The organism is Pseudohalocynthiibacter sp. F2068 (assembly GCF_023015645.1).
Classification (GTDB): domain Bacteria; phylum Pseudomonadota; class Alphaproteobacteria; order Rhodobacterales; family Rhodobacteraceae; genus Pseudohalocynthiibacter; species Pseudohalocynthiibacter aestuariivivens.
This window is the reverse complement of sequence record NZ_JALKAK010000001.1, coordinates 296,659-311,434: the sequence shown is the minus strand read 5'-3', so window position 1 is coordinate 311,434 and position 14,776 is coordinate 296,659. Positions and strand designations below refer to the sequence as shown.

The 14,776-nt window shown below is 52.9% G+C and carries 15 protein-coding genes and 1 tRNA gene; 8 read left to right on the top strand and 8 right to left on the bottom strand.

All coding sequences use genetic code 11. From position 1 onward, the window contains the following. Positions 1-29: 29 nt before the first annotated feature. Positions 30-1,307: a cobyrinate a,c-diamide synthase gene (locus tag MWU63_RS01555; protein ID WP_213887916.1), complete on the bottom strand. Its 1,278-nt coding sequence runs from the start codon at positions 1,305-1,307 to the stop codon at positions 30-32. Continuing rightward, entirely contained in the window at positions 1,304-2,170 is an 867-nt protein-coding gene (cobA, locus tag MWU63_RS01550; RefSeq protein WP_213887917.1) for a uroporphyrinogen-III C-methyltransferase, read from the bottom strand. The genes MWU63_RS01555 and cobA overlap by 4 nt, the downstream gene beginning before the upstream one ends. Positions 2,171-2,267: 97 nt before the next feature. Here cobA and MWU63_RS01545 point away from each other — a divergent pair, with 97 nt between their 5' ends. The 5 genes from MWU63_RS01545 to MWU63_RS01525 all read left to right on the top strand — a co-directional run bounded on the left by MWU63_RS01545 (position 2,268) and on the right by MWU63_RS01525 (position 6,137). Beyond that, the gene (locus tag MWU63_RS01545; RefSeq protein ID WP_213887918.1) at positions 2,268-3,344 is read left to right on the top strand and encodes a cobalt-precorrin-5B (C(1))-methyltransferase; all 1,077 of its coding nucleotides are present in this window, start codon (positions 2,268-2,270) and stop codon (positions 3,342-3,344) included. Continuing rightward, positions 3,341-4,075 carry a cobalt-precorrin-6A reductase gene (locus MWU63_RS01540; protein WP_213887919.1) on the top strand — a complete coding sequence of 245 codons (735 nt, stop codon included), beginning with the start codon at positions 3,341-3,343 and terminating at the stop codon, positions 4,073-4,075. The genes MWU63_RS01545 and MWU63_RS01540 overlap by 4 nt, the downstream gene beginning before the upstream one ends. After that, positions 4,072-4,701: a DNA-3-methyladenine glycosylase 2 family protein gene (locus MWU63_RS01535; protein WP_213887920.1), complete on the top strand. Its 630-nt coding sequence runs from the start codon at positions 4,072-4,074 to the stop codon at positions 4,699-4,701. The genes MWU63_RS01540 and MWU63_RS01535 overlap by 4 nt, the downstream gene beginning before the upstream one ends. Next, complete coding sequence (locus tag MWU63_RS01530) at positions 4,698-5,360, top strand: dienelactone hydrolase family protein (protein WP_213887921.1); 663 nt, start codon at positions 4,698-4,700, stop codon at positions 5,358-5,360. The genes MWU63_RS01535 and MWU63_RS01530 overlap by 4 nt, the downstream gene beginning before the upstream one ends. A 192-nt stretch (positions 5,361-5,552) precedes the next feature. Further along, positions 5,553-6,137, top strand: coding sequence for an HNH endonuclease (locus MWU63_RS01525; protein ID WP_213887922.1), 585 nt, complete (start codon positions 5,553-5,555; stop codon positions 6,135-6,137). A gap of 3 nt (positions 6,138-6,140) precedes the next feature. Here MWU63_RS01525 and MWU63_RS01520 read toward each other — a convergent pair whose 3' ends face one another. After that, the gene (locus MWU63_RS01520) at positions 6,141-7,094 is read right to left on the bottom strand and encodes a radical SAM protein (protein ID WP_213887923.1); all 954 of its coding nucleotides are present in this window, start codon (positions 7,092-7,094) and stop codon (positions 6,141-6,143) included. Between the two features lie 172 nt (positions 7,095-7,266). On the opposite strand from MWU63_RS01520, the gene zwf reads away from it, so the two are divergent. Genes zwf through pgi form a run of 3 tightly spaced genes read left to right on the top strand, consistent with a single transcriptional unit; the run spans position 7,267 to position 11,002 of the window. Next, complete coding sequence (zwf, locus tag MWU63_RS01515; RefSeq protein ID WP_247076756.1) at positions 7,267-8,718, top strand: glucose-6-phosphate dehydrogenase; 1,452 nt, start codon at positions 7,267-7,269, stop codon at positions 8,716-8,718. Beyond that, complete coding sequence (gene pgl, locus MWU63_RS01510; protein ID WP_213887925.1) at positions 8,718-9,392, top strand: 6-phosphogluconolactonase; 675 nt, start codon at positions 8,718-8,720, stop codon at positions 9,390-9,392. Before zwf ends, pgl begins: the two co-directional genes overlap by 1 nt. Then, positions 9,389-11,002, top strand: a complete 1,614-nt coding sequence (pgi, locus tag MWU63_RS01505) for a glucose-6-phosphate isomerase (RefSeq protein WP_213887926.1) — start codon at positions 9,389-9,391, stop codon at positions 11,000-11,002. Before pgl ends, pgi begins: the two co-directional genes overlap by 4 nt. Here pgi and MWU63_RS01500 read toward each other — a convergent pair. The 5 genes from MWU63_RS01500 to MWU63_RS01480 form a co-directional block, all read right to left on the bottom strand. Beyond that, positions 10,999-11,475: an acyl-CoA thioesterase gene (locus MWU63_RS01500; protein ID WP_213887927.1), complete on the bottom strand. Its 477-nt coding sequence runs from the start codon at positions 11,473-11,475 to the stop codon at positions 10,999-11,001. The two genes, pgi and MWU63_RS01500, sit on opposite strands and share 4 nt — an antisense overlap. Positions 11,476-11,601: 126 nt before the next feature. Further along, positions 11,602-12,003, bottom strand: coding sequence for an ACT domain-containing protein (locus MWU63_RS01495; RefSeq protein ID WP_213887928.1), 402 nt, complete (start codon positions 12,001-12,003; stop codon positions 11,602-11,604). A gap of 10 nt (positions 12,004-12,013) precedes the next feature. Beyond that, positions 12,014-12,322, bottom strand: a complete 309-nt coding sequence (locus tag MWU63_RS01490) for a DUF4389 domain-containing protein (protein ID WP_213887929.1) — start codon at positions 12,320-12,322, stop codon at positions 12,014-12,016. A 171-nt stretch (positions 12,323-12,493) separates the two neighbouring features. After that, positions 12,494-12,567, bottom strand: a tRNA-Gly gene (locus tag MWU63_RS01485). Positions 12,568-12,625: 58 nt separating this feature from the next. Then, positions 12,626-14,677, bottom strand: a complete 2,052-nt coding sequence (locus MWU63_RS01480) for an ASKHA domain-containing protein (RefSeq protein WP_213887930.1) — start codon at positions 14,675-14,677, stop codon at positions 12,626-12,628. Between the last annotated feature and the right edge of the window lie 99 nt (positions 14,678-14,776).

The window sequence follows — 14,776 nt, the reverse complement described above, 5'->3', positions numbered from 1 at the left end:
GATACAACTCAGGGACGATCCAGTAAATGCTAGCGACGATCGATCATATGTGCGAAAGAACCGGACACGTTTGGTGCCATCAGGCCAATTTTTTCAAGGTCATTACCTTCGGCATCTCTGGCGTGAAAAAGGGGTGTTCCTTCAGCCTTTAGCGTTGTGGCGTAGTGAAACTCATGCGCTGTGAACCGGCCCACAAACGGACCAGTCTTGGCTGTAAGTGTACGGTAACCAAGATGGAGTTTTCGCTTCTCAAAACTGGTTTCAAGGCGCAACAACCCAAGCATTTCATGGCGATGTCCGGCCGCGTCGATTAAGCTATCTCCAAGCGTCATGTAACCTCCGCATTCGCCATAGACATGGGTACCGGAATGGGCGGAATTCTGCACTCCAGACTTAAACGTTGACGCTGAAGCAAGCTGACCCGCATAAAGCTCCGGATACCCCCCTGGCAGAAAGATAATATCCGTTCTTGAAGGCGCTTCATCGGCAAGCGGCGAGAAGAAACTTATCTCGGCGCCTGCCACCTTCCAGTCATCCAGCAAATGAGGATACGCAAATGCAAAAGCTGCATCACGCGCAATGGCAATACGTTGTGCTGGTGGAGGGAACCGGTTTTTAGTAACGGCGTTCGCGACGGGTGCAGCAAGCGCAATCAACGCTTCCATATCCACGGTTGTGGCGACTGTATCTGCTGCACGGCTTAAATATTCGGACAGGTCTTCCCGTTCTTGCGCCTGCACCAACCCCAGATGGCGTGACGGATGGGAAAGACCGTTTTGTCGATGAATCGCCCCCAAGACCGGCAGACCAAGCGGGACAAGGGCGTTGCGTAACATTGTCTCGTGCCGCGCACTGCCGACATTGTTCAGTATAACAGCGGCAACTTTCACATCCGGGTCATGTGACACAAACCCACTAACGAGCGGCGCTATGGATTGCGCAGTCTTGGCGGCATCCACTATCAGCACAACAGGCAAGTTCAGTTGGCGGGCAAGATCGGCTGTTGCACCTTTTCCATCTGGTGGGGCGCCATCAAACAACCCCATCGCGCCTTCGATCAGTAGCAGCCCGTCACCGGCTGCCAATGCTTTCACCCGTTCTGGGGACATGGCCCAAGCATCGAGGTTTAGGCAGGGCGCACCACAGGCTGCCTCGTGGAATCGGGGGTCGATGTAATCCGGGCCGGACTTAGCACCGCGAACCAGGATTCCATTGCGCGACAGCGCGTGAAGCAGGCCAAGCGTTACGGTTGTTTTTCCAGCACCCGACGACGGGGCAGATAAGATCACCCCAGTGCTATTGCTCATGATGCTTCTGCCGGGCGACCACGCCCTAATGGGTCTGTATTGCGGGGCGCGTTCCCTGCAAGCTGCGATTGCCAGTCAAGCGCCTGTCGCATCAGAACCGAGCGGCCAACGCAGATGATAGCCGGCGGGGTCAGGCCCGCGTTATCTATATCGACAACAATCGTTCCAAGGGTTGTTTCAAGGACTTGTTGTGTTTCTGTTGTTGCATCCGTCACAACAGCCACGGGTTCCGAGGCAGGCCGTCCCGCGGCCCGTAGTTCGCCGGCAATCCGCTCGATATGTTTCATACCCATGTAGATCACAATGACTTGTGAGCCGCGTGCGATTGATCCCCAATCAAGCGACGATGGCGTTTCACCTGACTGATCATGGCCGGTCACAAACGTGACTGACTGGTTCACATCGCGATGGGTCACAGGCACACCGGCGTAAGCCAGACCACCAATACCCGCAGAAATACCAGGAATAATGCGAAACGGCACACCGTGCTGCACAAGTGTTTGTGCCTCTTCACCGCCACGTCCGAAAACAAACGGATCACCGCCCTTGAGGCGCAAGACTTTTTTCCCCGCTTTTGCCATGTCAACCAGCCGAAGCGAGATATCACGTTGCTTGGCCGAAGGTTTTCCACCGCGTTTGCCTGCGTAAATTTTCTCAGCTTGAGGATGTGCCCAATCAAGGATCGCCTCTTGCACAAGGGCGTCATAGACAATCACATCTGCCTGCTTCAGTGCGTTCAGTGCATGCAGCGTAAGCAACCCCGGGTCACCGGGGCCAGCACCACAAAGCCACACCCAACCGGGCTCTAACTCTGGCCAATTGCCCGGTGGAAGCAGGGCATTCTGTGCAGATGAATCACTCATGCGCCCCTTATGCAGCAGACTTGCAGTGGGCGCAAAGTCATCAGCGACACAGATTGATGGATTGGCGGCATCAAAAAGCCGCCCTATAGTCCGGCGAATGAGCCGTAAACCCACATCAGAGCTGCGCCGGGGCTGGACAACCGGAGCCTGCGCAACCGCCGCGACCAAAGCGGCATTGATACGGCTTTGGGGGGGTGAGTTTCCAGAAACAGTCGGTTTAACACTACCAAGAGGCGAAACGCCGGAGTTTAAGGTTACCTATACTGCAGAAGGAAACGGTTGGGCGGAAGCGGGTATCATCAAAGATGCGGGTGATGATCCGGATGTGACACACGGCTGCCACGTACGAGCGCGCGTCAGGAAAATCGAATCTGGTGTGAAATTCGTGGCCGGAGAAGGGGTAGGAACTGTCACCAAGCCGGGTTTGCCAATAGGGGTTGGAGAACCAGCAATCAACCCGGTGCCACGCCAGATGATGAAAGGTATCGTCATGGAAGTCGCCGCTCAATATGAGGCGGGCGGGGGTATCGAGATTACTGTCTCTATCCCCGGCGGCGCAGAAATCGCCCAAAAAACCTGGAACCCGCGCCTTGGAATTGCGGGTGGCCTTTCCATTTTAGGTACCACGGGTGTCGTGCGGCCCTTCAGTTGTTCTGCATGGATCGCCTCAATTCATCGCGGTATTGATGTTGCCTGTGCGACGGGGCTGACCCATGTGGCTGGCTGTACGGGCGCGACCAGTGAACGCGTCGTTCAGGATCTCTACGGCCTCAGTGACCATGCCATGCTGGATATGGGGGACTTTGCAGGTGGTTTGCTTAAATACCTTCGCAAACACCCGGTGTCCCATATTACAATTGGTGGTGGCATCGGGAAATTGACCAAACTCGCGCAAGGTGCGGTTGACCTGCATTCCGGAAGGTCGCAAGTTGATTTCAATGCGTTGAATGAAATGGCGTCGAATATCGGGTTACCCGACATAAGTCGTGTTAATTCTGTTTTGGAAGCGTATGAAATTGCAGGGGAACCTCTGGCCAAACTCGTTGCAGGCCACGCCCTCGTGAGAGTGGAAGAAATGCTCGTAGACGCGCCGATAACGGCAGATATTGTTTTGATTGATCGTGCGGGAAAAATCCTTGCCCGGGCTGGTAAAGATCAAAAGGAAAGTGGATGAAAGTTCTGTTGCTGGCGGGGAGCGGTGAGGCAAGGAAACTGGCCGAGCTTTTAGCGAACGAGCCGAGTACTGAGGCGATCGCCTCGCTTTCCGGTGCAACGCGCGAGCCAGGAAAACTGCCGCTGCAAACACGGGTCGGCGGGTTTGCAGGCGCGGAAGGTTTCAGAAAATGGGTGGTTGAACATGGGATCACCGCTGTAATTGATGCAACACACCCGTTTGCGCACCGTATCAGCAAGCGAACAGCTGAAATTTGTGCGTCACTTAACATTCCATATTTACAGGTTCTCCGCCCAGAATGGCGACCCGGCGCCGGAGATAACTGGATATTCATCGATCATGAAGAAGACGCCAGTGCGTATATCCCAGATGCCAAGACAGTGTTCCTTGCGACCGGACGTCAAACGCTTGACAGATTTTCAGGGCTCGTTGGGCGTAGGTTAATTTGTCGCCAGATTGACCCTCCGGACCGACCGTTTCCATTTGAGGGTGGCGATTTTTTGGTTGGACGGCCCCCGTTCTCAGTTTCCGATGAATTAAACCTGTTTCGCGAATTGAAAGTAGACTGGCTTATCGTGAAAAATGCTGGCGGCGACCGGAGCCGCACAAAACTGGATGCAGCGCGCGAACTTGGTATTCCTGTTTTGATGATCAACCGCCCGCCGCAACCCGATGGCACAACCGTGCGCACCCCTGAAGAGGCGCTAAGCTGGTTGCGGGCGCTGTCATGATAGGCCGGATTATCAAGGGCGATACCTGTGTTGCCGAAGGGGCTGCGTATCTTGCCGGAAACGAGCCGCGCTTTGCTGCTGCACTGTCAGAAACCGGGCCGTTGCCCCTGCGCTTGCGCAAAGATGGTTTCGCGGCACTGTTAGACGCGATTGTCAGTCAACAAATCTCTGTCGCGGCTGCGAATGCAATCTGGCAGCGTATGAAAGACGCGAAACTGACCGGTCCGCGCAAGATTCGGGTGGCCAGTGAAGACGAACTGCGCGCCTGTGGCCTGTCTTCGCAAAAAATCAGATATGCCAAAGCCTTGAGCGAGGCTGGTATCAACTACGTTGCACTGCGAGAGACACCAACAGACGGGGTGATAAAAACCTTGCTCGCCGTTCCCGGCATCGGGCCCTGGACCGCAGAAATATATGCAATGTTTTCACTTGGGCGCGCAGACGTTTTCGCACCCGGTGATCTGGCATTGCAGGAATCAGCGCGCCTGATTTTTGAATTGGAATCACGTCCGACTGAGAAACAATTTCGCCAAATGGCAGAGGCCTGGGCGCCATGGAGGAGCGTTGCAGCCCGGCTGCTCTGGTCCTATTACCGTATCGCAAAAGCGCGGGAAGGAATTCGATGACACGAGAACTGCAAAGTGGGCGGCGGGCATCCGCCTCGGGGACGACGAAGAATGTCGTTGTCTTTTTACATGGGTATGGCGCGGACGGCGCTGATTTGCTTGGGCTTGCTGATCCGCTTGCACAGCATATGCCGGATACGGTTTTCCTTGCCCCAAACGCTCCGGAAAATTGCATCGGTAACCCTATGGGATTTCAATGGTTCCCTATCCCCTGGATTGACGGATCGTCACAGGAAGCTGCTCTTGAGGGGCTTGAGCGCGCCGCGGATGATCTCAACGTCTATTTGGATACAGTACTTGAAAAAGAGAGTGTAACACCCTCTAATTTAATGATTATAGGATTTTCACAGGGAACGATGATGGCGCTACATGTGCTTCCTCGCAGAGCGGAGGAAGTTTCTGGGATTATTGGTTTTTCTGGCAGATTGATGGCCCCAGAAAGGTTGGCCGCAGAGGTGGTTACGCGCCCGCCGGTCTTGTTAATACATGGAGATCAGGATGACGTGGTGCCACCCCAGTCCATGAACGAAGCCGGGGAAGCACTGGGCGAAGCAGGGTTTGATGTATACGCGCATATTATGAAAGGTACGGGTCACGGTATTGCCCCGGACGGACTGGGAGTTGCGCTTACTTTCATGAAGCAAAGGCTGGGTAGCTAACCCTGTCGTTCAGGTTGCTTTGATCCGTCATATTGTCGTTAAACTTTTTTAGTACGTCTTTGAACAAGCATCGCATATTGTGGGGGTTGTCAGGCGGGAAAGGCTATATATAGTCGTTTCCAAATCGGGGCAGCATGTTCTGCTCCAAACGGCCAGATCAGGTGATCGGGTCGAGAGCGAATGGAACATGTAATGGACGGCGACTTTAGAACGGAATTTACCAGAGAACCGCAAAAGCTACGGAAATATCCGGCCTTGGTTTTGAACGCTGATTACCGCCCTCTATCTTACTATCCATTGTCACTCTGGCCCTGGCAAGAAGCAGTGAAAGCCGCATTTCTTGATCGGGTTGATATTGTTGCGGAGTATGAAAAGAAGGTTCACAGCCCCAGTATCGAAATTCGAATTCCATCAGTGGTTGTTCTTAAGGAATATGTGAAACCGCAAAAACGTGTGGCTTTCACCCGGTTCAATCTTTTTCTGCGCGATGGGTTTAGCTGTCAGTATTGTGGCGCACGCGGTGAATTGACCTTTGACCATGTCGTTCCAAGATCTGCAGGGGGTGTCACAAGCTGGCAAAACGTTGTTGCTGCCTGTTCACCCTGTAATTTGCGCAAAGGATCTAAATCGCTGACGCAAGCGCGCATGCATTTGCGAAGCGCGCCACGCCCACCCGGTGCGGAAGAGTTGCGCAACAGAGGCCGTAAATTCCCACCAAACTTTCTGCATGAAAGCTGGGTCGATTTTCTTTACTGGGATGCAGAACTTGACGCTTAAAGATTAAGCTGAACAACTTGCGCCACCCAAGACGCAAAATTTAGCGCAATGCGGATGGTTGAGATACACGTCAGATTCAGCCTCTTTCAAAGTCGAACCGAGTTCGAATTCGCGAGAGTAGGGAAGCAATGTGCAGGCCAGAACAGCAGGCCGCTGCGCGCCTTTGCGTTTCACAACCATACGCGAAGATGAACACATCACCTGAGCGGGTGATTTGTCCAGAATTGTCCAGCAGGCACTGGTGATTTCAGGAACTTCGACGGCTTCATCCATTTCTGGAAATAAAACAGTCATCCCAGGGTTTTGAGAATCTATCTCAAACCCATGCTCTGAATAGAAAGCCTGATATCCTGCGCGTGCTTCGCTGTCCGTTTCGTTCCAAAGCATCCGGCCTGCCACGGCCATCCGTGCACCGATGCTTTTAAGCCAGCTCATACCTTCAATTGTTTTTGCGTAGCTGCCTGGACCGCGCATTTGATCGTGGTTTTTTTTAGACCAGTGATCAAGTGAAACACGGAATGTGATCTTGTCGCCAAATTCAGAAACCAGTTTTTCGATACCAGAGCGGACAGTTTTTCGCATCATCGGGCGCATCGCATTTGTGAGGACCAGAACCTCATACCCCGCTTCCAGTGCGGCTCGCGTCATCGTGTTCATTTCCGGGTTCATGTAAGGTTCGCCACCCGTGAACCCGATTTCGCGAATGGGCCAATTTCTGGTTCTGATCTGCCCGAGATAGTCTGAAACTTCATCGGTCGTTATATAAACAAGCGCGTCATTGGTTGGCGAAGAGGCAATATAGCAGTTCACGCATTCAATATTACAAAGCGTTCCCGTGTTAAACCAAAGCGTTTCGGGATTATTGAGTGCGACAGACGCACGGTTTTCACCTTTTGCGGTGGTTTTTTTATCGGCAAACTTGCCAAAATTCGCCTCAAATTCCACGTTATCTTTCATAAGCCTGCCAAATCTTTGTTCGTCTTCTTCGTGCTAACGATAGATAGGTGTCCTGAAAAGTCACGGAATGGCAGCTGACGTAGTTGTGATGACTACACCCCATGCTAGAATTGTTGTTAATGTACATCTAACAAGCGACAACTTAGCGCTAATTTGAGAGATAGGAGACATCATGGTCTCACGCGTCATCCCGGTTGATACATTCGACCTTGTTATATTCGGCGGTACGGGTGATCTTGCACGTCGCAAGATCCTGCCGGGGCTCTATGTTCGCTTTCTTGCGGGTCAAATCCCAGAGGACGCGCGTATTGTTGGCGCAGCACGCAGCGAGTTTGATGATGATGGCTACAGGTCATTCGTGTCAGAATCGATTGCGGAGTTTGTAGCCAAGAGCAAGCAGGATAAAACCGCAATTTCCGAATTTCTTAAGTGTATTCACTATGTGCCAATTGACGCATTGGGCAAAGGCGGGTGGCCAGATCTGGCGAAACTAATGCGCCTGGACACCATACGCGCGTTTTATTTATCTGTGGGTCCAAGGTTGTTCGGCCCCCTTGCAGAGCGGCTTCATGCCCATGGTATTGCAAATGATAAGAGCCGGATCGTTGTGGAAAAGCCTTTTGGCCGCGATCTTAAAAGCGCTTGTGCACTGAATGCTGTTTTAGCAGAATCTTTTGAGGAACATCAGATATACCGGATCGACCATTATCTGGGCAAGGAAACCGTACAAAACCTTATGGCTGTACGGTTCGGAAACATACTTTTCGAGCCATTGTGGAACTCGCAATACGTAGATCATATCCAGATCACTGTGGCTGAAACAGTGGGCGTTGGTGGACGTGGAGGCTACTACGACAAATCGGGTGCAATGCGGGATATGGTTCAAAACCATATGATGCAGCTTTTGTGCCTGATCGCGATGGAACCCCCAAGCACCTTTGAACCAGACGCCGTACGGGATGAAAAGCTGAAGGTCATTCGTGCGCTTGACCCGGTAGAGTCGCATGAAATCGTCCGAGGACAATATCTGGAAGGGGAAAACGGCGCTTCTTATCAAATCGAAGCTGAAAATCCCGACAGTCATGCAGAAAGCTTTATCGCGCTCAGGACCCATATTTCAAACTGGCGGTGGAACGGTACACCTATTTATCTGCGCACCGGCAAAAGGTTGCGAGCACGGGTCAGTGAAATTGCTGTTGTTTTCAAGGATCCGCCGCATTCCATTTTTGGCCCGCAGGAGGGGCGGCGCGGAAACGTTCTTGTCATTCGCTTGCAACCCGACGAGGGCATGAACCTACGCGTCACAATCAAGGAACCTGGCCCGGGCGGGATGCGCCTCATCGAAGTCCCTCTGGACATGAGCTTTGCAGAAGCTCTTGGCAATGATGGCGACGATATTCCTGATGCCTATGAACGCCTGATCATGGATGTTATCCGGGGCAATCAGACACTTTTCATGCGGGGTGACGAAGTAGAAGCAGCCTGGGCCTGGACCGACCCGATAATTGCGGCTTGGGAAGACCGGCATGACAAACCGAAACCTTACGATCCCGGTAGTTCGGGACCGGAAGACTCGCTAATGTTATTGCACAGAGACGGACGCCGCTGGCGGGAGATTAGATAATGGAATTTGTAGAGTATCCAGATCGCGACATGATGATGATTGATCTGGCAAATATTTTGGTCACAGAGTTAACAGCAGCGCTAAAGCACGAGGACCGTGTTAGTTTTGCGGTGCCTGGAGGCACAACGCCTGGACCGCTGTTTGATAGTCTGTGTGCTGCTGATTTCGACTGGTCACGTATTGACGTAATCCTGACCGATGAACGTTGGGTTCCCGAAACGTCTGAACGTTCAAATACACGTCTCTTGCGCGAACGGCTATTGGTTGATCGTGCTGCAAAAGCGCGACTTATCCCACTTTATGCAGAAGCGCCCACACCTGAGGAAAAGCTCCCAGACCTTTCGATTGCGGTTGGTCCATTGCTGCCAATCAACGTGCTGTTGCTGGGTATGGGGGCCGATATGCATACTGCGTCTCTTTTTCCTGGAGCTGAAGGGCTTGAGAAAGCATTTGAGACTCATGCGCCATTGTTAATGACGATGCGTCCGAAAGGAGCGACCGAAGCGCGCGTCACTTTGACGGCGCCGGTACTGGCCGGCGCGATGGCAAAACACATCATTATACTTGGCGTGGAAAAGCGAAAAGCAATCGAAAAGGCATCTAAGCTGGACGACCCGCTTGAATCTCCTATCTCTGCGGTTTTACCCGGCTCAACTGTTCACTGGGCAGAATGATTATGAGTTTTGAAGATTTAGTCGAAAAACACTCAGCCATTAAAGCCCGCAGCATTTTGTCTCTGCATGACGACAATCCTAGGCGGGCACAGGATTTTTCTGTGTCCTGCGATGAGATGCTTTTTGATTATTCGAAAACCAATATCGACGCTGACGCCCGGACGTTACTGATTGAACTTGCGTCTTCTTCCGGGGTCGAGACGAAGCGTAGCGCGATGTTTTCAGGTGCCAAGATCAATGAAACCGAAGGTCGCGCTGTTCTGCATACGGCATTACGCAACCTAGAAGGCGCCCCCGTATTGGTTGATGGGCAGGATGTAATGCCGGAAGTGCGCGGCACGCTTGAACGCATGTCAGATTTTGCAAATGCCATTCGGAGCGGAAAGTTCAAAGGGCAGGGCGGCAGGATCACCGACGTGGTGAATATCGGGATCGGCGGTTCAGACCTTGGCCCCGCGATGGCCACGCTCGCCCTTGCACCGTTTCACGACGGGCCAAAGGTACATTTCGTATCAAACGTTGACGGCGCACATATCGCAGATACGCTCAAGGGCATTGATCCGACAACGACGCTTGTCATTGTCGCGTCGAAAACTTTTACGACCATAGAAACAATGACAAATGCGAATACAGCGCGTGACTGGATGGCTAACAAGGTTGCGAACCCCGCCGACCAGTTCGCAGCGCTGTCATCTTCGGAAGAAAGAACAACGGCTTACGGAATATCGCCTGAAAATGTCTTTGGCTTTGAAGATTGGGTTGGCGGACGATACTCACTATGGGGGCCAATCGGACTGTCCCTTATGATTGCAATCGGACCAGAGGATTTTGTTGATTTCCTGAGGGGCGGGCAGGCGATGGACCAACATTTCCAAACCGCTCCATTGTCTGAGAACATGCCTGTTATGCTCGCGCTGGTCGGGCTTTGGCACAATCAGGTCTGTGGCTATGCGACCCGTGCCGTGCTGCCCTATGATCAAAGATTGTCGCGCTTGCCCGCGTATCTTCAACAATTGGAAATGGAAAGCAACGGAAAGCGCGTCGCGATGGATGGCAGTGCGCTTGAGTGCCATTCGGGTCCAATTGTCTGGGGAGAGCCGGGTACGAACGGACAACATGCTTTTTATCAGCTGATACATCAGGGCACTCGTGTTGTACCTTGTGAATTTCTGGTTGCGGCTAAGGGGCATGAGGAACATTTAGAACACCAGCACAGGTTGTTACTGTCAAATTGCCTCGCGCAATCAGAGGCGTTGATGCGTGGCCGCAGCATTGAAGAAGCGCGTGTCCTGATGGCTGAAAAAGGCCTGAGCGGAGCAGAGCTAGAGCGGCAGGCCCGCCACAGGGTTTTTCCCGGCAATCGCCCGTCGACAACATTGATCTACCCAAGCCTGACGCCTTTTGTTCTGGGGCAGATCATTGCGCTTTATGAACACCGCGTTTTTGTTGAAGGCGCGATTTTAGGCATCAACTCTTACGACCAATGGGGCGTTGAACTTGGCAAAGAGCTTGCAGTCGCGCTTGAACCGATCGTGAGCGGAGCAGAATCCGCTGACAAGAAAGACGGGTCAACACAGATGCTTGTCTCATACATTCGGGCGAATGGTTAGCCTGCGTCTGCTTTAGCACCATCCCGCTCGATAAGGGCCTTCTTTTGCGCCTCCGTTAACGGGTGACGTCCGTCGCCCTCGCGGTTCAGCAGAACCATCACTGCATCGCCCGTTGCCGCGAGCCCGTTTGAAAACAACGCGTATTCCATGATGAAACTCGTATTGCGAAAGCTGGTTGTCCTCCCGGCAACGATATAGTCATCGCCCAAGTGCATCTCTTTGTGAAACCGGGCGGAGAGGGAGTGTACGACCAGACGAGGGGACATTGGCCCGAAGTCTGAAATGCCATAATCCATCACGTAACTCAGGCGAAAACTTTCGAACCAACGCAGATAGACGGTGTTGTTAACGTGGTTAAGCGCATCAAGCTCGAAAAACTGAACTTTGTTTGCCAGCGCATAGCGCCATTCTGGCGGAATCCCATGCGCAGCGAGCGTTTCTGGTGACAGCGGGGTGTGGTAGGGTAAAGTCATAAGATGCGGTTATCTGAAAATGCTACCAGGGTTCAAGCAGCAGAATGCCTAAGTGTGTGTATTTTGAAAACTTCGCGGAATCGCTGGCCAATGCCGTCAGAGAAAAGAACACGGCGGATGTAGGGTTTAAACGCCACGCCCGCCCATCAGTTTGAGAACCTGTAACGCGTCCTGCTCCCGCCCGTCAGGCACAAACAGATGGTCGTGGAAAAAACCTGATACCGGGTTCACGCCCATATCGTGTTTTGCAAGCTCGGTGGCAATTCGCGCTATAAAACCAACCGCTTCCAGCGAGGAATGGACATTAAGCGTAATCATTCGACAGGGAAACTCGTAAGCTAGACCACAGGCTTCAGCCTCACTCTTAAGAATGATAAGGGTTGTTCCCTCATCCTCCCGAAAGATCATGCGAGGGGAGATGTCTCCAGGCACCGCGTCATCAGAAACGGTCACGAAAACAAATAGCCCATCCTCCAGCTTTGCCGAAAGGGTCCTTAGCAGCGCATCAAAGTTCTGTTCACCGCTCACCTGATTGATCCTAGTCCAGTTCGGTCCAGGGCCAGGGCTTGACGTTGCTTGCCGCAGTCTGGAAACGCGCCGCTTTGGCGATCCATATACCCAGATCGGTGCCGAAATCGGCCAGCCGTTCATTTGGCTGTTTCTTGTTGGCCAACATAATCACAAACTGCACCAATGTCGCCGCACCCAGAACTGTCTGGGCAAGGGAAATCATGATTGCGATCAGCAACATGTAGATCAGGCGTTGAAGCATATTGTCCTCATGCTTGGGTTCGAACTGCTCGCCATGCAGGCGGCCCATTAGTTTTGAATCGTCTGGCTCTGACATCTTGGTCCCCGTTTCTGTGGTCACGTTTAGCTTAGCATATACCGCTGCGGGATCGCACGGAAGGACTTGGTTTGACCGTCACTTTCGCATCTAGGAAACAGCTTAGTTCGAATTCAAACCGGAAGAGCTTTATGCAAAAACTGGTGTTTCACACTTTACCAAAGAGAGCGCTGGAGCGGGTGAAGGGAATCGAACCCTCGTCGTCAGCTTGGGAAGCTGCTGCTCTACCATTGAGCTACACCCGCAGTCGGGCAGAGGGGTAATATCCCGTCTGCCAATCGTCAAGCGGATATAGTATGGCGTTCAGCCGCGGCGTCTGCGTCTTCGGCGACTGCCATCTTCGGCATCATCACCACCACTTCCCTGATTGAAATTAAGATCAGGCAGCGAAACGATGCTGTTCAGGATAGGGAAAGGTTCAACCGAATTCGGGATGTTTGAAGCGTTGACAAAATGTTCCTGAAAACGCGGCTCAATCGCCGTTTCGATCTTGTGGATTTCCTTGACGATTGACTCAATCTCGTTTCTTGCATCGGTGTTGAGCAGCGCAATACGCGCGCCCGTTCCGGCGGCATTTCCGGCAGAGGTGACTTTATCAAGCGGACAATCCGGGATCATACCCAGCACCATCGCGTGCTTTGGGCTGATGTGGGCACCAAATGCCCCTGCCAGAACAACACGGTCAACCTTGTCGACGCCAAATTTGTCCATCAACAGACGGGCACCAGAGTAAAGCGCTGCTTTGGCCATCTGGATTTCACGGATATCACGGTTTGTGACGGTGATTTTCGGACCACCATCGGCGGACCCGTCCCAGACGAGATAAGAATAAGTCCGACCGTCCAGAAAACAGCGGTCCGTACCTGTCTGTGCCGGAGAGCCGATAAGCCCTGGTCCGTCAACAATTCCGGCAAGGCGCATTTCAGCGACCATTTCGATGATACCAGAGCCGCAAATGCCGGTGATACCGGTTGTTGCAATTGCATCAGGGAACCCGTCTTCGTTCGACCAGATGTCAGAGCCAATGACGCGAAAACGCGGCTCTTTCGTGATTGGGTCAATCTCGACACGTTCTATCGCGCCGGGTGCTGCGCGCTGGCCGCTCGAAATCTGTGCGCCTTCAAAGGCAGGGCCGGTTGGTGAGGAACAGGCCAACACTTTTTCTTTGTTGCCGAGCAGGATTTCGGCATTGGTACCGACATCAACAACCAAAACAAGGTCTTCGGATGTATTCGGGGATTCCGATAGCGCAACCGCCGCCGCATCCGCGCCGACATGTCCCGCGATACAAGGCAGCAGATAAACCCGTGCCGCAGGATGGATGTTCAGGCCCAGATCATCTGCACGCAAGCGCATTGCATTTGAAGTGGCAAGCGCGAATGGCGCCTGTCCAAGCTCAAAGGGGTTAATGCCCAGGAACAGGTGATGCATGACCGGATTGCAGACAAACACCGCATCAACAATCAGGTCTTTATCAATTTCGGCCTCAGACGCGATTTGCACAAACAGGGCGTTCATGCCTTCGCGCACTGCGCGGGTCATTTCCTTGTCGCCACCTTCGTTCATCATCGAATAGCTGACGCGGCTCATCAAATCTTCACCGAACCGGATTTGCGGGTTCATAATACCGGATGAGGCCACGACCTCACCACTTTGCAGATCGCAAAGATGCGCGGCGATGGTGGTGGACCCAAGGTCTACGGCCAACCCGTAAACCGTGCCATCGTAGTAGCCCGGCCAGATATGCATTATGCGTGGCGGATTTTCCGCATCGCCAAGATGAACGGCGACCGTGACTTTCCATTCGCCCTTGCGCAGGATCGGTTGCATCGTCTGCAAAATGTGAAGATCAACACGAACGCCGTGCAGGTCCCATTGTTCAGCAAGTGCTGTGATCAACCGTTCCAGATCACCCGAGGGTTCGTGCATGTCGGGTTCCTGCACCTCGACATAAAACAGTTTGGTGGACGGGTTCATCGTAATATCACGTGCTTCAACCCGTTTGCGCACGACTTGCTTGTGAACCTGACTTTCGGGCGGCACGTCGATGACGACATCACCCTGAACTGTCGCCTGACAGCCAAGTCGGCGGCCTTCGATCAAACCACGCTTGTCTTTGTAGCGTTGCTCAACAGAGTTCCATTCGGATAATGCATTGTTGGCAACCGTGACCCCGTGTTTCGAAAACTCGCCATAAGACGGGGTAATCTGGCATTTGCTGCAAATGCCACGTCCGCCACAGACGCTGTCAAGATCAACGCCAAGCTGGCGGGCAGCTGTCAGAATAGGTGTTCCAACAGGAAAATTTCCCCGCTGTCCAGAGGGGGTAAAGATCACAAGGGGGTCAGTTGTCATCAATTTATACTTTTACGCGCGTTTCGATTGACCTGACGATAAACTGTTGACGCAAAAGCGAAAGGCCACGCGCGGCAGTTTCTGGTAAATCAACGGCAA